We start from the raw sequence: 18,829 nt of genomic DNA, 5'->3' as shown, positions 1-18,829 counted from the left end.
GCGCACCAGGTCGGGCGTCGCGGGCAGGCAGGTCATTGGAACGGCCTCGGTGCTCTTCACGCCAGGGCCGTTCGGACCTTGTCCGTGTCCGGCCGCCCCGCTTCGTCGCCGTAATAGGCCATGCACATGATCTCCTGCATGTCGTCGAGCATCGGCATGCGTGGGTTGGCGGGCGCGCACTGGTCCTCGTACGCGTTCAAGGCCTGTCGGGGCAGGGCGGCGAGGAAGGCGCGCTCGTCGACGCCGAGGGCCCGGAAGGACGGCTCGATGCCCACGGCATCGCGTAGCCGCTCCACCGCGCGGGCCAGCGACTCCACGCCCTCCTGCGCGGTGGAGGCGGGCAGACCGAGGGTGCGGGCGATGTCCTGGAAGCGTTCGGGGGCGCGGTAGTGCTCGTACTTGGGCCAGCCCGTGAGCTTCGCCGGAACAGCCCCGTTGTAGCGGATGACGTGGGGCAGCAGAACCGCGTTGGTGCGGCCGTGTGCGATGTGGAAGGTGGCGCCGAGGGTGTGCGACATGGCGTGGACGATGCCGAGGAAGGCGTTGCCGAAGGCCATGCCGGCGATCGTGCCGGCGTTGTGCATCCTCTCCCGTGTGTCGGGTCGGCCCCTGCGGTCGTTCACCGCCGCTTCGATGTTGTCGAAGATCAGGCGGATCGCGTGCAGGGCCAGGCCGTCGGTGAAGTCGTTGGCGTAGACGGACACGTACGCCTCTATGGCGTGGGTGAGGGCGTCGAAGCCGCTGTCGGCCGCCAGCGCCGGGGGCAGGTGCGCGGTGAGCAGCGGGTCGACGATGGCCACGCTCGGGGTGAGTGCGTAGTCGGCGAGCGGGTACTTCTTGCCGCTCGCGGGGTCGGAGATCACCGCGAAGGGGGTGACCTCCGCGCCGGTGCCGGACGTGGTGGGTACGCACACCAGGCGGGCCCGGGTGCCGAGGACCGGGAAGCGGAAGGCTCGCTTGCGGATGTCGGAGAACTTCTGCCGCATGTCGGCGAAGTCGACGTCCGGGTGCTCGTACAGCAGCCACATCACCTTGGCGGCGTCCATAGGGGAGCCGCCACCGAGCGCGATGATGGTGTCGGGGCCGAAGTCGCGCATGAGCTGGGCGCCGCGCTGCACGGAGTCGATGCTCGGCTCGGGCTCGACGTTGTCGATGATCTGGAGGGTGACCGGTTCGTGACGGCGTTGCAGGACGCGGCTGACGCGGTCGACGAAGCCGAGGCGGGTCATGGTGGCGTCGGTGACGACCGTGACGCGGTGGACGTCCGGCATACAGGACAGGTACCGCAGGGACTGCGGCTCGAAGTAGATCTTCGGCGGCACCTTGAACCACTGCAGGTTGTTGCGGCGCGCGCTGACCCGCTTGATGTTCAGCAGCTGGACCGCGGAGACGTTGTTGGACACCGAGGTGTGGCCCCACGAGCCGCAGCCCAGGGTGAGCGACGGCAGCAGGCTGTTGTAGACGCCGCCGATGGCGCCTTGCGAGGAGGGGGCGTTGACGATGATCCGTACGGTCTTCACGCGCCGGCCGTACGCCTCCGCCAGCGCCTGGTCCGCGGTGTGGATGACCGCGGTGTGACCCTGGCCGTGGAAGGCGACCATGTCCGCGGCGAGGTCGAAGCCCTGTTGCTCGGAGCCGGCGCGCAGCACGGCGAGCACCGGGCAGAGCTTCTCGCGGGTCAGCGGCTCGTCCGGGCCCACCCGTTCGGCCTCGACCAGGATCAGTGAGGTGTCGCCTGGGACGGTGAAGCCTGCCTGCTCGGCGATCCATGCCGGACTCTGACCGACGGCTCCAGCGTTGACCTTGGGCTCACAGCCCGCGTTGGCACGGCCGGTCGGGAACAGGAAGGCTTCCAGCTTCGCCTTCTCCTCGGCGGTCGCCAGGTGAGCGTGCAGGGTGTGGAGTTCGGCCAGTGCCGCGTCGTAGATCTCGTCGTCCAGGATGACGGCCTGTTCCGAGGCGCAGATCATGCCGTTGTCGAACGACTTGGACAGCACCAGGTCGTTCACGGCCCGGCGCAGCTTCGCGCTCTTGTGCACGTATGCCGGGACGTTGCCCGCACCGACTCCCAGGGCGGGCTTGCCCGCCGAGTAGGCGGCCCTGACCATGGCGTTGCCGCCGGTGGCGAGGATCAGCGAGACGCCGGGGTGGCGCATCAGTATGCCGGTCGCCTCGACCGACGGGGTCTCGATCCACTGCACGCAGTGCTCCGGCGCGCCGGCGGTGACGGCCGCGTCCCGCACGATCCGGGCCGCCGCCGTACTGCACCGCTGGGCCGAGGGGTGGAAGGCGAACACGATCGGGTTGCGCGTCTTCAGCGCCATCAGGGCCTTGAAGACGGTGGTGGAGGTCGGGTTGGTGACCGGCGTGATCGCGCAGACCACGCCGACCGGCTCGGCCACCTCGATCATGTCCTCGATGTCGTCGCGGGCGACGACGCCGACGGTCTTCATCGGCCCCATGCTGTGCGTGACGTGCTCGCACGCGAACATGTTCTTGGCCGCCTTGTCCTCGAAGACCCCACGCCCGGTCTCATCCACGGCCAGGCGGGCCAGCGCGGTGTGCTGGTCCAGCGCGGCGACCGACGCCTTCTTGACGATGTGGTCGACCTCCTCCTGGGTGAGGGCGTCGTAGTCGGCGAGCGCCTTGAGTCCGTTCGCGACCAGCTGGTCCACGGCGATGGTGATGTCGGACGGCGCGTCGGCGGCTGCTGGTGCCTGGATTCCGGCCTCATGACGGGTCATTGGGGAGCGCCTCCGTTGACGAGAGCCGTCGGCGGTGGCCGACGGTGTGCGGACGGGAGCGGCACCGCGGGGGATCGGTGCCGCTCACGCCTCCACTCTCGTCGTGCCTGATCCCGACTCCCAGGTGCCGATGGTCCCTTCCGGGGGCTGACTGGCACCGGTCCGGCTCGACCGGTCGACTCGGGCGAGCTGGTCCCTCGCCGAGGCGCAGGAACCACATGCGCACGAAGGCGGGTGACCGCCTCGCAACCGAGGACCGTGAAGGGCTCTACTCTCGGCCGCTGTCGGCACGGCCGCCGCGCCACGGAGGAGGGGTGGCCGACCTGCGGGCCTCCTCCTTGCGATGCAGGACACGGTTCATCTGGCTGCGCAGCCGGTCCTGCAGCCGGTCCGCCAGTTCGTGCCCCGTGGCTTCCTGGGCATGCACGACCACGAGCGTGTTCCCCACGACGAGCTCGGCCCCGGCGGACCAGGGTCGCTCGGCGTGGTGCGCCACCGCCCTGGCGATCCGCACCGCGCCGCTCACGGCTGGAATGCCGGGCCGGCCGAGGACCGCGTCGACCTTCTCCCGGAGGTATGCGACGGCTTCCTCGTCCACATCGCCTTCCACGCGCACCTCCACGGTGGCGGTGCTGATGACCTGGGTGCTGGTGTCCTTGGCAGTCATGTGCTCCGCTCCTTCTGATCGTTTCGCAGCGGCTCCAGACTTCTGCGAGCACTGGTCCTGGCCCAGGGCTGTCGGGCCCCGGCAGCGGGGCCATTGGACCTTCACTCTGTGGGGTGGCGTGATTCGGGTTTGGGCGGTGCGGCACCCCGCTCGGCGTATCAGAGTGTCAGGGCCATGACTGCCGACTGATGAGGGGATCGACGGGCCGATTCGTACCCTGGCGGCAGCGGCATCTCACGGCCGCGGGACACCATGGGTGGACAACAGGGCCGACCGGCCCTGGCTCTTCGGCCCGGACGCGAGAAAGGATCTCGGTGCCGTACGGGAAAGGGTCTCGGTACGGACGGCCGATCCCGTCGAGCGGACATCGGTACGGAACGCGGAACCAGGGAGCAGTTTGATGGCGGACAGCAAGCAGCCCGGCGCCGGCAACCCGATCCGGGTCTTCCTGCTGGACGACCACGAGGTGGTACGGCGCGGAGTGCGCGACCTGCTGAACGACGAGCCGGACATCGAGGTGATCGGCGAGGCCGGCACGGTGGAACAGGCGCTGGTGCGCGTCCCCGCGTTGCGCCCGCAGGTGGCGGTGCTGGACGTCCGGCTGCCCGACGGCGACGGCGTGACCGTGTGCAGGGAGCTCCGGTCACGCATGCCCGAGCTGGCCTGCCTCATGCTGACCTCCTTCGACGACGAGGAAGCGCTGCTCGACTCGATCATGGCGGGTGCCTCCGGATACGTCCTGAAGCAGATCCAGGGCTCCGACCTGGTGTCCGCCGTGCGCACCGTGGCCGGCGGCCAGTCCCTGCTCGATGCCAGTGCCACCACCAAGCTGATGGCCCGGCTGCGCGGCGGCCAGCAGGAGGAGCAGCAGCCCGACGGACTGCAAGGCCTGACCGAGCGGGAGCGGGAGATCCTGGCTCTGATCGGTGAGGGCCTGACCAACCGCCAGATCGGCCAGCGGCTGTACCTGGCCGAGAAGACGGTCAAGAACCACATCTCCCGTCTGCTGACCAAGCTCGGCGTCGAGCGCCGTATCCAGGCCGCCGTCATCGCCACCCAAGTCCAGGACCGACAGCGGCAGGAAGGGAACGGAAACCCCGGAACCGGCGCGGACGAGAACGAATCGCCGGGCAACGTGCTGAACGCCCGGGTTGTCGCCTCCTCCACCAGGTGGCACTCCGCGCCTGGCCGGTGAGACCGACCTGATGGGCGCCGGTGGTGGAGGGTTATCCCGGCCCGGCCAGGATCCCGCTGGTGTTCCGCAGGGAGTTGCCGGTCAGGCCGGAGACAGGGTTTCGCCGCCGTTCGCGGGAGCGGCGGTCGACTCCGTAGGGCCTTCGGCGCGCGTCAGCTCGAACTCCACGTCGACGACGCCCTCGACGGCCCGGACCAGGCGCGCGGCCACCGGGACCAGGGATGTGTCCCGGGTGTGGCCGATGAGCTTCACGACGCCGTTCCGCACCTCCACCCGCACGGCTGACACCGGCGCAGGGAAGAGATACGCCACAACCTCTCGCCGGACCTCCTCGGCGATCTCCTCATCCGTCCGCAGGAAGACCTTCAGCAGGTCCGCGCGGCTGACGATGCCCTGCAGCATGCCCACGCCGTCCACGACGGGCAGGCGCTTGACCTTGGCGTGCGCCATGGTCCGTGCGGCCTGGGCCAGGGTCGCGTCCGCGCGGATGGTGAGGGCGGGGGAGGTCATCAGGTCCTCGGCGGTGAGACCGCCGGCCTTGGCCAGATCGTCGAGACGGCGCAGCTGTGTGGCCCGGTCGGGGTCGCTGTCGCGGAACTCTTCCTTGAGCAGCAGGTCGGCCTCGGAGACGACGCCGACCATGCGGCCCTCTCCCTCCAGGACGGGCAGGGCGCTGACCTTCCAGTCCTGCATGAGCTGCACGATCTCCTTGAAGGCGGCCCGTCGGCCGACGGCGGCGACCGTGTGGGACATGACGTCGCTGACGATGTGTGGGGTGCTGGGCATGGTGACTCCTTCGTCGGGTCGGCCCGCTCACACGGTGCTTCCGGCGCCGTAGGGGGCGTAGAGGTCCAGCAGCCGGGTCCTGGTGGTGCGGAGGCGGTGGGCCAGTACGTCGCCTACCCACTGGGTGACGGCATGGCCGAGTGCAGGGTCGTCCTGGCAGAGGCAGCGGACGGCCGTGGCGTCGAACTCGTAGGACCGTACCGGTGTCGCCGCTGTGGCGCTCAGATGCCACACGTGCGGCGCGAACAGCCAGGAGAGTCCGACGAGTTCGTTGTGGCCGAGGGTCTCGATGATGGCCCGGCGCCGGCCGGGTACATGGGTGTCGAGGTCGATGGAGCCGGTGCGGATGATCCAGAACCGGTCCGCACGTCCACCTTCGTTGAAGATGCGCGCCCCCTGCGGGATGGTCACCTCCCGGGCGAGACGCATGAGCCGTTGCCGGTGCTGGGTGGGCAGCGCGCGCAGCATGCTCGGGGTGTTCATGGCCGGCCTCCCGGTCAGGGGGTGCGAACTGGCACCTCCAGCGTGTGGCGCCGACTCCTGTCGGGGGAGGGGCCATGGGGTCCGGAGCAGGACCGTCCGGCCCCGAGGCAGATGGCGGTGAAGACGGCCGCCGCCCCCATGTCGGCAGGGCGGCGGCCGTGACGCGAGGATCGTGCCTCCCCAACACGAGTCTCGCGCGGAAGCCCTCGCGGCTCATGGGGTGTGCGGGCCCCGTCTCGAACGAGCCGTAAGGACATGGCGGCGTCGGCCGGTTGGCATCGCGCCACGAGCCCGGCCGTAGTTCCTGACCTCGATTGTCGAGCTCGGAATGGTGCCGACGATGGGGCTGGCCGGACCATGTCGTGGACCGAACGGCCCATGTCCTGTGACCAGGAGCACCGGGAAGCGGGTGAGTTGGGCTGTCCAGGACTACGGCAGCGGGACCATCGGGGTCGCGCATGGGCCGTGTGGCCGCTGACCGTGCGCGGCTGAGGGGCAGAAAGATCAGTCGCGGATCCACTCACCCACACTGGTCCGTGAGGAGCCTCAGCCATGACCAGAACCACAGGAGGCGGAAAGGGGAAAGCGCCCACGGCGGCGCTCGGCCTTCCCGCCGCCTCCGCGCTCGTCATCGGCAGCATCATCGGTACCGGAGTCTTCGCGCTGCCCTCCGCCCTTGCCCCGTACGGGCCCATCTCCCTCGTCGCTTTCATCGCCGTCACCTTCGGCGCGCTCACGCTGGCTCTGACCTTCGGGGCGCTGTCCAAGCGGGTTCCGGCGAGTGGTGGGCCGTACGTCTACGCTCGCGAGGCCTTCGGGGAGTTCGCCGGGTTCCTCAACGCGTGGTCGTACTGGATCACGGCCTGGGCCGGCAACGCGGCCATCGTCGTGGCGTGGGTCGGCTACGTCGAGGTGTTCGTGAACACCGGGCACGACAAGTGGGTCTCGGTGCTTCTCGCGCTGGTCGGGCTGTGGATTCCCGCCGCGATCAACCTCAGTGGCATCCGGAACATGGGCGCGTTCCAGCTGATCACGACCGTGCTGAAGTTCGTTCCGCTGATCTTCATGGCCACCGTCGGCCTGCTGTTCATGGACTCCCGCAACTTCGGCCCGTTCAACGCCGGCGGCCAGTCGGCGCTGGGCGCGATCTCGGCCGCCGGTGCCATCGCCCTGTTCAGCTACCTGGGCCTCGAAGCGGCCTCTGTCGTCGCCGGCCGGGTCCGCGAGCCGGAGCGCAACGTCCCCCGCGCCACCGTCTACGGGACTCTCATCTGCGCCGTCATCTACATCCTGGGCACCCTCGCCGTCTTCGGCACCGTCGCGCACGGCAGGCTCGGCGGATCCACCGCTCCCTTCACCGACGCGGCGAACAGCATCTTCGGCGGCAGCTGGGCCGGAGACATCGTGGCCGTCGCCGCGATCATCTCGGGCATCGGCGCCCTCAACGGGTGGACCATGCTGTGCGCGGAGATGCCGTACGCGGCCGCTCGCGACGGGCTGTTCCCGCAGGCCTTCGCCCGGCTGCGCGGCGAGGGTGGCGTCCCGGCCTTCGGCATCGTCGCCTCGACGGTGCTGGCCTCGCTGATCACCGTGTTCAGCTATACGCGCTTCGACGATGTCTTCACCAAGATCGTGCTGCTGAGCGTGCTGACCGCCGTGATCCCGTACCTCTTCTCCGCCGCCGCGCAGCTTTACTGGCTCCTGGTGCGCGGCCGGGAGAACCTCAGCCCCCGCAGACTCGCCCGTGACATCACCGTCGCCGCGCTCGCCCTCGTCTTCTCGTACTGGTCGATCCAGGGAAGCGGCTACCAGACCGTTTACTACGGCTTGTTCGTCCTGCTGCTCGGCGTCCCCGTCTACGTCTGGCTGAAGCGGGGACAGGACACCTTCGGCGAGGCCAGGGCGCCGAGGACCGCGGCGACGGTGGACCGGTCGGAGCGCGCACCCGAGACGCCCCCGCCGGCCCGGCGGCTCTCCCGAGGGCTCCGTACCAGCCGCATCGGCGGAGCCCGGAAGCGCAACGACTTCCGCCACCACGACTGACCGCCCACAGCACAGAGGAACCTCCGCGATGAACACCTTCCACGTCGACTCCGAGGCCGGCCCGCTGCGCCAGGTGATCCTGCACCGCCCCGGCCTCGAACTCTCCCGCCTCACCCCGCGCAACGTCGACGCCCTGCTCTTCGACGACATCCTGTGGGCCAAGCGAGCCCGCGAGGAGCACGACGCCTTCGCCCAGGTCCTGCGCGACCACGGCGCCCGCGTCCACTACTTCGCCGACCTGCTGGCGCAGACCCTCGACGTCGCGGAGGCCCGCGACTGGCTCCTGGACCGGGTCATCACTCCCGGCACTGTGGGCCCGGCCCTCATCGACCCGGTGCGCGAACTGTGTGCCGAACTCGACGGGGAGACCCTCGCCGGCTATCTGATCGGCGGCCTCCTCAAGAGCGACCTGCCGCTCGCCACCCCGCACAGCCTGGTGTGGAACACGCTCGGCCCCGACGACTTCGCCCTCACCCCACTGCCCAACCACCTCTTCCCACGCGACAACTCCTGCTGGGTTTACGACCAGGTGTCGGTCAACCCGATGGCCAAGCCCGCCCGGCGACGCGAGAGCCTGCACGCGCAGGCCGTCTACCGGTTCCACCCGATGTTCGCCGGCGTCGCGCCCACACCCCTCCTCGGCGGCCCCGTCGGCACCCTCGAAGGCGGGGACGTCCACGTTCTCGGCAACGGCACCGTCATGGTCGGCATGGGCGAGCGCACCACGGCCCAGGCCGTGGAGAACCTGGCCGCCCGGCTCTTCGCGACCGGCACAGCGAGCGAGCTGATCGCCGTCCAACTGCCCGCAGCCCGCGCGTACATGCACCTGGACACCGTGCTGACCATGATCGACCGCGACGCCTTCGTCATCTACCCCGGCCTCGCCGACTCCCTGCGCTCCTGGACGCTGCGGCCCAGCTCCGAGCGTGAGACCGGGTTCGACGTCACCGTGAACTCCGATCTCGCGACGGCGCTCGCCGAGGCCCTCGACCTGGACAAGGTCCGGATGCTCTCGGCTCCCCAGGACATCCGCAACGCCGAGCGCGAGCAGTGGGACGACGGCAGCAACTTCCTCGCCGTCGCACCCGGTGTGGTCGTCGGCTACGAGCGCAACGTCACCACCAACACATACCTGCGTAAGCAGGGCATCGAGATCGTCACGATCGCCGGTGCCGAACTCGGCCGCGGCCGGGGCGGCCCGCGCTGCATGAGCTGCCCCGTCGAACGCGGCCCGATTGCCTGACCCCGTAAGGAATCTCAATGATGAGGTCAAGCCGTCTGCGTGTCCGGTGGGGTGGGGGTGAACAGTCTCTTGTCACGCAGCATCGCCCAGAGCACGTCGACGCGGCGTCGGGCGAGCGCAAGCAGGGCCTGGGTGTGGATCAGTCCCTCGGCACGCTTTCTGAGGTAGTAGTCCCGGGACGGGCCGGGCCGCATCATGGCAGTCTGGGCGGCCAGGTAGAAGATGTGCCGCAGGCGCCGGTTGTAACGCTTGGGCCGGTGGTAGTTGCCGGTGCGGCGGCCGGAATCGCGGGCGACTGGGGCCAGGCCGGCGTGCGAGGCGAGTCGGCCCGCGTCGCGGTAGCCGGACAGGTCGCCGACGATGGCGACGAACTCGGCGCCCAGGATGGGACCCATACCGGGCATCGACTCGATGATCTCGGCGCGGTCGTCGGCACGGAACGTCTCGCGGATCTCCCGGTCATTGTCCTTGATCCGCTCGTCCAGGGCCAGAAGCTGGTGGGCGAGGTCGCAGACCAGCTTGGCGGCCCGCTTCTCGCCCGGCAGCGCAGTCATCTGGGACTGGGCCGCCTCCACCGCTTTGGCGGCGACGGTGTCGGCGCCGCGGACCTTGCGGCGCTCGAGCCAGGTCGTCAGCCGCTTGACGCCGATCCGGCGCAGGCTGGCCGGGGTCTGATACTCAGTCAGCATCACCACCGGTCCCTTGGCCGCGGAGTAGTCGAAGGCCCGTTCCAGTGCGGGGCAGATTCCCACCAGCAGGTCGCGGAGCCTATTGATCAGCCGGACCCGGTCGGCGATCAGGTCGGCCCGGTAGTTGGTGAGGACCTGGAGCGTGGTGACCAGCTCCGCAGGCGTGCTCAGCGGGGTGAAGTCCCGGGGACGCATGCGGGCCTGGTCGGCGATGACGCGGGCGTCCTTGGCGTCGGTCTTGCCCTCGCCTTTGTAGGCGCCGGACATGCGGTTGACCGTCCGGCCGGGCACGTAGACGACCTGCTGGCCGTTCGCGATCAGCAGGGCCAGCAGCAGGGTGGCGGCCCGGCCGGAGATGTCCACCGCCCACCGCACCTCTTCAGCCCGTTCGCGGGCGGTCTCGATGAGCGTGAGGATCTGGGCCTCGTCGTTGATCACCTTCGTCGAGAAGAGCGTCTCGCCGTCGGCGTCGACCGCGACTGCCCAGTGATGTCCCTTGCCGGCGTCGATGCCGACCCATATCCGCGCGTGAGGCGTGCTCAAGCCCGTCGCTCCGTTCCACCGTGACCAGCACCTTCGTGGCCCGAGGAACACCCCGCCGACAGGTCCCTAACCAGCGATGACCGCAGTTCTCAATCAGTGGTCGGAGCGTCCCGGAGGACCGGGCGGCCATTCCTTCCGAGCCATCAACGGCAACCCATCATCAGCCACACCCGGTCCTCCCGGACCGCCAACATTCTTAGGGAAACCCACCATGACCGTCGACCTGCGAGGCCGCTCCTACCTGAGCGAACTCGACTTCACCGCCCGCGAGATCCATCATCTCCTCGATCTCGCCCATGACCTCAAGGCGGCCAAGCGCGCCGGTACCGAACAGCCACAGCTGACCGGCAAGCACATCGCCCTGATCTTCGAGAAGACCTCCACCCGCACCCGCTGCGCCTTCGAGGTGGCCGCCGCCGACCAGGGCGCCCGCACCACCTACCTCGGTCCCGGCGACACCCACGCCGGGCACAAGGAGTCCATCGCCGACACCGCCCGCGTCCTCGGCCGCATGTTCGACGGCATCGAGTACCGGGGCTCCGCCCAGTCGATCGCCACCGAACTCGCCGACCACGCCGGCGTCCCCGTATACAACGGTCTGACCGACACCGCACATCCCACCCAGAGCCTGTGCGACATGCTCACCATGCGCGAGCACAGCACCAAGCCGCTCGCGGACGTCAGCTACTGCTACCTCGGCGACGCCCGCAACAACATGGGCAACTCGCTGCTGTCGATGGGCGCGCTGCTCGGCATGGACGTGCGCATCGCCGCGCCCGAGGCACTGTGGCCGGACCCCGCACTGGTCGCCGCATGCCGTGAAGTCGCCGACCGGAGCGGGGCGCGTATCACCATCACCGAGGACGTCGAGACCGCCGTACACGGCGCCGACTTCCTGCACACGGACGTCTGGGTCTCCATGGGTGAACCGGCCGACTCCTGGCGCGAGCGGATCGAGTTGCTGCTGCCGTACCAGGTCAACGACAAGACGCTCGCCCTCACCGGCAACCCGGACGTGAAGTTCATGCACTGCCTGCCGTCCCTCCACGACCACCGCACCCGGCTCGGCCAGGAGCTCTTCGAGGCCTACGGCCTGAACGGCCTCGAAGTCACCGACGAGGTCTTCTCCTCGCGCGCCTCGATCGTCTTCGACCAGGCGGAGAACCGGCTGCACACCATCAAGGCCGTGCTCGTCGCCACCCTGGAGGACTGAACCATGCGCATCGTCGTCGCCCTCGGCGGCAACGCCCTGCTGCACCGCGGCGAACGCCCCGACGCCGCCGTCCAGCAGGCCAACATCGACCGGGTCGCCACCGCACTGGCCGCCCTCGCCCACGAGCACGAGCTGGTCATCACCCACGGCAACGGCCCGCAGATCGGCCTCCTCGCCATGGAGAGCGAGGCCGACCCCGCGCTCAGCGCCCCCTACCCGTTGGACCTGCTCGGTGCCCAGACCGAGGGCATGATCGGGTCCCTGCTCACCCGCGCCATGCACGACGCTCTGCCAGGGCACCGGATCGCCGCCCTCGTCACCCACACCCTCGTGCGGACCGACGATCCCGCCTTCGAACGGCCCACGAAGTTCGTCGGCCAGGTCTACTCCGCGCCGGCGGCCAAAGCACTGGCCCGCAAGCGGGGCTGGCACATCGCCCGGGACACCACCGGCTGGCGGCGCGTCGTCGCGTCACCCGCACCCGAACGCATCCTGGAGACCGACACCATCCACGAGCTCCTGAACAGCGGGACCCTGGTGATCTGCGCCGGCGGAGGCGGGGTCCCCGTCACCGCCGACCGCGACACCGGCGCACTGACCGGTGTGGAGGCCGTCATCGACAAGGACCTCACCGCAGCCCTGCTTGCCGAGGATCTCAAGGCGGACTTCCTGCTCATCCTCACCGACGTCCCCTGCGTCTACGAGGCCTACGGGACGCCCGACCAGCACCCGTTGCCCGACGCCACCCCCCGGGAGCTGCGGCACGGTGGTTTCCCTGCAGGCTCCATGGGCCCCAAGACCGAGGCGGCTGCCCGCTTCGTCGAGCACACGGGCGGTCTGGCCGCGATCGGCGCACTGGACGCGGCCTACGAGATCGTCCACGGCAGGTCGGGCACGCTGATCCGTCCGGACCTCACGGTCGGGTGACAGAGGGGGCGACCGGTCCCGCTCCGTGTCGCGCGTCCGGCACCGGTTCCTATCGCTCGCCGCTCCACTCGCGGTAGGCGGCCACCGCGGTGGGCAGCGTGGGGAAGATGAGGTCCGTGCCCACGGAGTCCGCCAGGCCGTACGCCTTCAGGTCGTCCAGCAGGTCCTGCTTGACCCGGGCCAGGGCGAACACAATGCCGCGGTGGGCGAGTTCGCGGCGCAGCTCGTCGACCGCGTCGAGCGCCGTGATGTCGACCTCGACGTTCGCCTCGGTGTTCAGCACGAACCAGCGGACGGGCACGGTCTGTTCGCCGGCGGCGGCCAGGGCCCGGCGCCGGAAGTCCTCCGCGTTGGCGAAGAACAGGGGCGAGTCGTAGCGGTAGACCAGCAGGCCCGGGATCGTGCGGGCCTGCGGATAGTCATCGATGTCGTGCATGCCCGCCAACCCGGGCACCAGCCCTTCGACCGCGTCGTGCGGTCGCGCCACCCGCGTCAGCAGTTCCGCCACCGACAGGCCGACCGCCACGATCACCCCGTACAGGATGTCCAGAGCGAGCACGCCGGCCAGGCAGCCGAGGGCGAGCACGAGTTCGCGGCGGCGGAAGGAGGCCAGTCGGCGGAACCCGGCCAGGTCGATCATGCGGACGGCCGCGTACACGACGAGCGCCCCCAGCACCGCCGAAGGCGTCCGGCTCAGCAAGGGGCTCAAGAACAGCAGGACGGTGAGGACCACCGCTCCGGCCACCAGCGAATAGCCCTGGCTGCGGGCGCCCGTCGAGGCGGCGAGCGCGGTACGGCTGGCGCTGCTGCTCACCGGAAAGCCGTGCAGGGCTCCCGCACCGAGGTTGGCCGCGCCCAGAGACAGGAACTCCTGGTTGGCGTCGAGGCCCGGCTCGTCGTCGCCGCGCCCGGTGAAGGCGCGCGCGGTGAGGATGAAGTCGGTGTATGCGACGATCAGTACGCCCAGTGCGGGCAGTACGAGGTGCGGCAGCTCGCCCAAGTCCGGCAGCGCGAGCGAGGGCAGCCCCGACGGCACCCCGCCGATCACCTGGATGCCGTACCGGTGATCGAGGTCGAAGACGGTGACGGCCACCGTGCCGAGGATCACCGCGAGCAGCGGTCCCGGCAGCGCCGGCACGTACCGCTTCACCGCGAACAGGAACACCAGCGCGACGGCGGAGAAGACGACCGTAGCCGCATCGACGTCCGGCAGGTGACGGACGAAGGACCACAGTTGGGAGAAGAACTGTGGCTCGGCTGTCCGCACGCCGGTGATCCTGGGTAGTTGGTCCACCATCATGATCAAGGCCACCCCGGCCAGATAGCCGAGCAACACCGGGCGGGACAGCATGTCCGCAAGGAAGCCCAGCCGTACCGCCCGCGCGACCAGGCACAGCAGACCGACCGTCACCGCGAGGGCCGCGGCCAGGGATGCGTAGCGCCCCGCGTCCCCGTCGGCGAGCGGGCCCACCACGGTGGCCGTCATCAGAGCGGTCGTCGACTCGGGCCCCACCGACAACAGCCGGGAGGACCCGAACAACGCATACAACGCGAGGGCGGGCAGGATCGCCCACAGCCCGGCGACCGGTGGCAGCCCGGCCACACCCGCGTACGCCATCACCTGCGGTACGAGATACGCCGCCACCGTCAAGCCGGTCAGCAGGTCGCCTCTCAGCCACGCGCGCCGGTAGCAGAGCAGGGCGTCGAGGCCGGGTAGCAGCCGACGCCACCACGAAGCCCGTCTGCCCGCGTACCGAGTCATATGCCGCCCCTCTCCGCCTGTGCTCAGCATCCATGGCCGCGCGATCAACCGCGACACTCGCCCGGTGTCCAACCTGCCCGGTCCGCCACCTCCAGCCCAACGGGCCTCGCGTGCAGGGACGTTCAGCCCAAGCGCTGGAGACCTTCGGCATCCGGCGTGGCGTCAGGCATCGGACGAGAGTGAGACACGTCAAGGAGTAGACGATGCATACGTTCCCGAAGGGATCACCATCATGGCCGTGCACGAGCACCCTCACCGGAGCCCGGGCTTTCACCTGTCGGCAGCCTTCCGTTGGCACCGGACCGGCTCCAAGTCCGCTGTGTCGGCACGTCTCGGCACGCGCACCGCGCAGGCTTACGCCCTCGCGTCGCTGCGCATCCTGACGGGGTTCGCCTTCCTCTGGGCGTTCCTGGACAAGGCCTTCGGCCTGGGATACGCGACCGCGTCCGGCAAGGGCTGGATCGACGGCGGGTCGCCGACGAAGGGCTTCCTCAGCTCCGTCGCCGCCGGGCCGATGGAGTCGACGTTCCACTCCTGGGCCGGCGACACGTGGGCGGACTGGCTGTTCATGCTAGGCCTGCTCGGCATCGGTGTGGCCGTCATGGCCGGTGTGGCGCTGTGGCCGGCCGCGGTGGCGGGCACGGCGATGATGGCGCTGATGTGGATGGCCGAGTGGCCGCCGGCCAGGCACCTGTCGGACGGCTCGCCGAGCATGTCGACGAATCCGTTCGCCGACTACCACGTGATCTACGCTGTCGCGCTGATCGCCGTGGCGGCAGCGGGCGCGGGCGCCACCTGGGGCCTGGGTCGGCTGTGGGCTCGCCTGCCGATGATCCGCGACCACACCTGGCTGCGCTGACCCGCGAGCGGCGGGACGGACCTCGCCACTGGCCCGTCCCGCCGACCCCGGTGCTGGGCCCATGGTCCCCGCTGAAGGACCAGCGGCCCCTGCCCCGCCATTCCCCCCAACGCGACGCTGAATCGGGCCCCTCGGGACCCGATACAGGAGGTGGAGAACATGCCCCGCACCATCATGGTGGGTCTCGACGGCTCGCCCGAGAGCCGCGCCGCCGCGGAATGGGCGGCCCGCGAGGCGCAGCTGCGCGGACTGCCGGTGAAGCTCGTCCACGCCTGGGAGCCGATCCCCGAGCACCTGGCCGAAGCCACACATGGCCGCGCCGAGACTCTCCAGCACTGGACCGAGCGGATTCCCCGCGAGGCCGCCGAGGGACTGCGGCTGCGCCACCCTGGCGTCGAGGTGACCACGGAGCAGCTCACCGGACTCCCTTCCGAGGCCCTGGTCCGGGCGGCGCAGGACGCCGAACTGCTCGTCCTCGGCTCACGCCGCCCGGGCGGCATCGGCGGCTTCCTGGTCGGCTCGGTCGGCCTCGCGGTCGTGGCGCACACCGAGCGGCCCGTGGTCCTGGTCCACGCCGGCGAGCAGGCCGCGGACGAGCACGAGATGGACCCCGCGGGCATCCCGTCCGCGGCCACGGGGTTCCGTCCCGTCGTCCTCGGGCTCGACGTCGCCGACCCCGACGAGGCGCTGATCGGGTTCGCCTTCGAGGCCGCGGCGCGACGCTCGGTGCCGCTGCGGGTCGTGCACGCCTGGAACCCGCCGCCCTACTACGCCTATGGCATGGCCCTGGAGCCCGCGGTCGAGCGGGAGATGGCGAAGGGCGACGCCGTAGTCCTGAGCGAGGCGCTGCGCCCCTGGCGACAGAAGTACCCCGACCTCGAGGTCGTCGAGCAGCCGCACTACGGCAGCCCCTCGCTCCTCCTGATCGACGCCTCCCACGAAGCCTCCCTGGTCGTCGTCGGCCGCCGCATCCGCCGCTCCTCCGTCGGCGCCCACATCGGCACCGTCACCCACGCCGTCCTGCACCACTCCACCGCCCCCGTCGCCGTCGTCGCCCACGACTGAGAGACCACCGACGCACCCCTCCAGAGGAGAGAACAGATCATGAAGGCAGCGGTCGTACGAGCCTTCGGCGAGCCCCTGGTCATCGAGGAGCGCCCCGACCCCGAACCCGGCCCCGGCCAGGTCCGCATCCGCGTCGAGGCCTCCGGGCTGTGCCACACCGACATCCATGCCGCCCACGGCGACTGGCCCGTCAAGCCCACCCCACCCTTCGTCCCCGGCCACGAAGGTGTCGGCGTCGTTGACAAGCTCGGCGAGGGCGTCACCCACCTGTCCGTCGGGCAGCGCGTCGCGGTGCCGTGGCTCGGCATGGCGTGCGGGCGCTGCGAGCACTGCCTGTCCGGCTGGGAGACCCTGTGCGAGCAGCAGATCAACACCGGCTACGGCGGCGACGGCGGATACGCCGAGAAGATGCTCGCCTCGGCCGACTTCGCCCAGCCTGTGCCCGACGGCGTCACCCCGTTCGACGCGGCCCCACTGACCTGCGCCGGCGTCACCACGTACAAGGCCCTCAAGGTCGCCGACGTCCGGCCCACCCAGCTCGTCGCGATCTCCGGCGTCGGCGGCCTCGGCCACCTCGCCCTGCAGTACGCCAAGATCGCCGGGGCAACCGTCGCGGCCATCGACGTCACCGACGACAAGCTCGAACTCGCCGCGCAACTCGGCGCCGACCTCGTCATCGACGCCCGCAAGCAGGACGTCGGCAAGGAGCTGAAGAAGCACGGCGGCGCCCACGCCGCGATCGCCCTCGCGGTGAACCCGGCCGCGTTCGAGGCGGTCAACTCCGGTCTGCGACGCGGCGGCAAGCTGGTCATGGTGGCCCTGCCCGCGCACGGCACGCTCCAGGTCCCGATCTTCGACACCGTGCTGAACGGCACCTCGGTGATCGGTTCCATCGTCGGCACCCGGCAGGACCTCGCCGAGGTCTTCCAGCTCCACGCCGCCGACCGGACCAAGGTCATCTACGAGACCCGCCCGCTCGCCTCCGTGAACGAGTCCATCGACGCCGTGCTGCGCGGTGACATCAGGGCCCGGATCGTCTTCGACCTGGACGCGGGAAGGTGAGCACGATGGAACTTCCCCTGGTCGTCGGCGTCGATGGCTCGGAGCCGAGCCTGCGCGCCGTCGACTGGGCGGCCGGCGAAGCCGCCCTGCGCGGGCTGCCGTTGCGGCTGGTGTACGCCTCGCTCTGGGAACGGTACGAAGGCATCTCACTCGCGGACGACCTCGGCAAGCCCTCGGACCAAGTGATGGCCGAGGACATCGTCGAGACCGCCGCACGCCGGGTCCGCACCCGCCGACCAGACGTGAAGGTCACCGCCGACGTGCTGCCCGAGGAACCCGAGTACGCGCTGGTACGGGAGAGCGACACCGCCGCTGCCATGGTTCTGGGCTCTCGGGGCCGGAGCAGCCTGGCCGAGGCGCTCCTCGGCTCCGTCAGCGTGACGGTGGCCGGCCACGCCCGCTGCCCCGTGATCGTGCTGCGCGGCAGCCGCGACCGGCCGTACCCGGCAGGCACGGCCGCATCGTCGTGGGCGTCAGCGAGAAGCTGGCGGACGCGGATGCGATGCGCTTCGCCGTCGAGGAGGCACGGCGCCGAGGCGTGCCGCTGGAAGCCGTACGAGCCTGGCGCTGCCCCGCGCACGAGACGACCGACCACCCTCTGCTGGCGGGTGAACCGGCCCGACTGCACGAGGAGCGGGCCGCGGAGGTGCTGGAAGTGGCGCTGCGGAACGTTCCGGCTGATGTGGAGGTGCATCGGCGTACCGTGGAGGGGCACGCCCGCCAGGTGCTGCTCGGTGCCTCGGCCGACGCCGACCTGCTCGTGGTCGGGGCCCGGCGCCGCGAGGGCCACCATGGCCTCCAACTCGGCCGTGTCGCCCACGCGGTGCTGCACCACGCCGTCTGCCCCGTCGCCGTCGTCCCTCAGCGGGCGTGAGCGAGGCGACCGGCTGCTCAGAGGCTCGCCGCGTGATCGGGCACGTAGGTCTGCAGATCACGCGGCGGGCACTCGTAGCCGGTCGACGGCGGCCGATGCGGAAGCTACAGCACCGGCGGCGACATCTCGTGATACGGGACCGAGCTCAGCACGTGGGCCATCCTGTTCAGCGGAGCCCGGCGCTTGTCGTCGCTCTCCACGACATACCAGGGCGCCTCGCTGATGTCCGTGTGGACCAGCATCTCGTCCTTGGCCCGCGAGCAGGCCTCTCAACGGTTGATCGACTCCAGGTCCATCGGCGACAGCTTCCAACGGCGCAGCGGATCCTCCAGACGACGCCGGAACCGCTCCTGCTGCTGAAGTACCACTGCGTGCGCTCACGCTCGGTCGGCCTGGGCAGCGCCGCGATCCGTGCCACCCGCGGGTTCAGGTGCTCGGCGACCCGCTTGATCGTGCCGCCCTTGCCCGCCGCGTCCCGCCCCTGGAAGATCAACGACCAGATGGACGCCCTCCGCCCGCACCCACTCCCGCGGCTTCACCAACTCGGTCTGCGGACACGGCAGTTCCGTCTCATACACCTCGCGCGGCAGCTTCGCCGCCTTCTTACCGGCCATGCCGCCTCCACCACCGACGACTCACCGAGTCGCTCACGACCCACGGTAGGCCCCCGACTG

The 18,829-nt window shown here is 70.3% G+C and carries 14 protein-coding genes and 2 pseudogenes; 9 read left to right on the top strand and 7 right to left on the bottom strand.

Translation table 11 applies throughout. The features are described from left to right. Window positions 1-56: 56 nt before the first annotated feature. Together adhE and ACQPXS_RS08355 are read right to left on the bottom strand one after the other, a co-directional pair. Window positions 57-2,744, bottom strand: a complete 2,688-nt coding sequence (adhE, locus tag ACQPXS_RS08360; protein ID WP_433448437.1) for a bifunctional acetaldehyde-CoA/alcohol dehydrogenase — start codon at window positions 2,742-2,744, stop codon at window positions 57-59. Between the two features lie 268 nt (window positions 2,745-3,012). Continuing rightward, window positions 3,013-3,411, bottom strand: coding sequence for a hypothetical protein (locus tag ACQPXS_RS08355; RefSeq protein WP_356314710.1), 399 nt, complete (start codon window positions 3,409-3,411; stop codon window positions 3,013-3,015). 400 nt (window positions 3,412-3,811) lie between these two features. Here ACQPXS_RS08355 and ACQPXS_RS08350 point away from each other — a divergent pair, with 400 nt between their 5' ends. Next, on the top strand, window positions 3,812-4,606 hold the full coding sequence (locus tag ACQPXS_RS08350) for a response regulator (RefSeq protein WP_433448435.1): 795 nt from the start codon (window positions 3,812-3,814) through the stop codon (window positions 4,604-4,606). A gap of 81 nt (window positions 4,607-4,687) precedes the next feature. Here the strand turns inward: ACQPXS_RS08350 and ACQPXS_RS08345 are convergent, their stop codons facing one another. After that, a complete protein-coding gene (locus tag ACQPXS_RS08345) occupies window positions 4,688-5,392 on the bottom strand; it encodes a CBS domain-containing protein (RefSeq protein ID WP_433448433.1) in 705 nt (234 codons plus the stop codon). 27 nt (window positions 5,393-5,419) lie between these two features. Further along, window positions 5,420-5,875: a cyclic nucleotide-binding domain-containing protein gene (locus ACQPXS_RS08340; RefSeq protein ID WP_433448431.1), complete on the bottom strand. Its 456-nt coding sequence runs from the start codon at window positions 5,873-5,875 to the stop codon at window positions 5,420-5,422. A gap of 552 nt (window positions 5,876-6,427) precedes the next feature. Between ACQPXS_RS08340 and ACQPXS_RS08335 the strand changes: the two genes are divergently transcribed. After that, window positions 6,428-7,918: an APC family permease gene (locus ACQPXS_RS08335; RefSeq protein ID WP_433448429.1), complete on the top strand. Its 1,491-nt coding sequence runs from the start codon at window positions 6,428-6,430 to the stop codon at window positions 7,916-7,918. Window positions 7,919-7,946: 28 nt separating this feature from the next. Next, complete coding sequence (locus ACQPXS_RS08330; RefSeq protein ID WP_433448427.1) at window positions 7,947-9,161, top strand: arginine deiminase; 1,215 nt, start codon at window positions 7,947-7,949, stop codon at window positions 9,159-9,161. Window positions 9,162-9,187: 26 nt separating this feature from the next. Here ACQPXS_RS08330 and ACQPXS_RS08325 read toward each other — a convergent pair whose 3' ends face one another. Continuing rightward, window positions 9,188-10,393: an IS110 family transposase gene (locus tag ACQPXS_RS08325; protein WP_433445832.1), complete on the bottom strand. Its 1,206-nt coding sequence runs from the start codon at window positions 10,391-10,393 to the stop codon at window positions 9,188-9,190. A 211-nt stretch (window positions 10,394-10,604) separates the two neighbouring features. Here ACQPXS_RS08325 and argF point away from each other — a divergent pair, with 211 nt between their 5' ends. Further along, window positions 10,605-11,606: an ornithine carbamoyltransferase gene (argF, locus tag ACQPXS_RS08320; RefSeq protein ID WP_433448425.1), complete on the top strand. Its 1,002-nt coding sequence runs from the start codon at window positions 10,605-10,607 to the stop codon at window positions 11,604-11,606. Between the two features lie 3 nt (window positions 11,607-11,609). Then, window positions 11,610-12,533, top strand: coding sequence for a carbamate kinase (locus tag ACQPXS_RS08315; RefSeq protein ID WP_433448423.1), 924 nt, complete (start codon window positions 11,610-11,612; stop codon window positions 12,531-12,533). A gap of 49 nt (window positions 12,534-12,582) precedes the next feature. On the opposite strand, the gene ACQPXS_RS08310 is transcribed toward ACQPXS_RS08315, so the two are convergent. Next, window positions 12,583-14,295 (bottom strand): SulP family inorganic anion transporter, encoded by a 1,713-nt coding sequence (locus ACQPXS_RS08310; protein WP_433448421.1) that lies wholly within the window; start codon window positions 14,293-14,295, stop codon window positions 12,583-12,585. 232 nt (window positions 14,296-14,527) lie between these two features. Between ACQPXS_RS08310 and ACQPXS_RS08305 the strand changes: the two genes are divergently transcribed. The 4 genes and pseudogenes from ACQPXS_RS08305 to ACQPXS_RS08290 all read left to right on the top strand — a co-directional run bounded on the left by ACQPXS_RS08305 (window position 14,528) and on the right by ACQPXS_RS08290 (window position 18,155). Next, window positions 14,528-15,154, top strand: coding sequence for a hypothetical protein (locus tag ACQPXS_RS08305; protein WP_433448419.1), 627 nt, complete (start codon window positions 14,528-14,530; stop codon window positions 15,152-15,154). A gap of 159 nt (window positions 15,155-15,313) precedes the next feature. Then, window positions 15,314-16,219 (top strand): universal stress protein, encoded by a 906-nt coding sequence (locus tag ACQPXS_RS08300; RefSeq protein ID WP_433448417.1) that lies wholly within the window; start codon window positions 15,314-15,316, stop codon window positions 16,217-16,219. A 39-nt stretch (window positions 16,220-16,258) separates the two neighbouring features. Further along, complete coding sequence (locus ACQPXS_RS08295) at window positions 16,259-17,281, top strand: zinc-dependent alcohol dehydrogenase (RefSeq protein WP_433448415.1); 1,023 nt, start codon at window positions 16,259-16,261, stop codon at window positions 17,279-17,281. Window positions 17,282-17,286: 5 nt separating this feature from the next. Next, window positions 17,287-18,155 (top strand): annotated as a pseudogene (locus tag ACQPXS_RS08290) (universal stress protein). Between the two features lie 17 nt (window positions 18,156-18,172). On the opposite strand, the pseudogene ACQPXS_RS08285 reads toward ACQPXS_RS08290, so the two are convergent. Next, a pseudogene (locus ACQPXS_RS08285) lies at window positions 18,173-18,769 on the bottom strand (polyphosphate kinase 2). Window positions 18,770-18,829 lie beyond the last annotated feature (60 nt).

This window comes from Streptomyces sp. CA-142005, assembly GCF_050942335.1.
In the GTDB taxonomy this organism is placed as follows: domain Bacteria; phylum Actinomycetota; class Actinomycetes; order Streptomycetales; family Streptomycetaceae; genus Streptomyces.
Note: the sequence above shows the minus strand (reverse complement) of the source record. Positions and strands in the feature narration are given on the sequence as shown.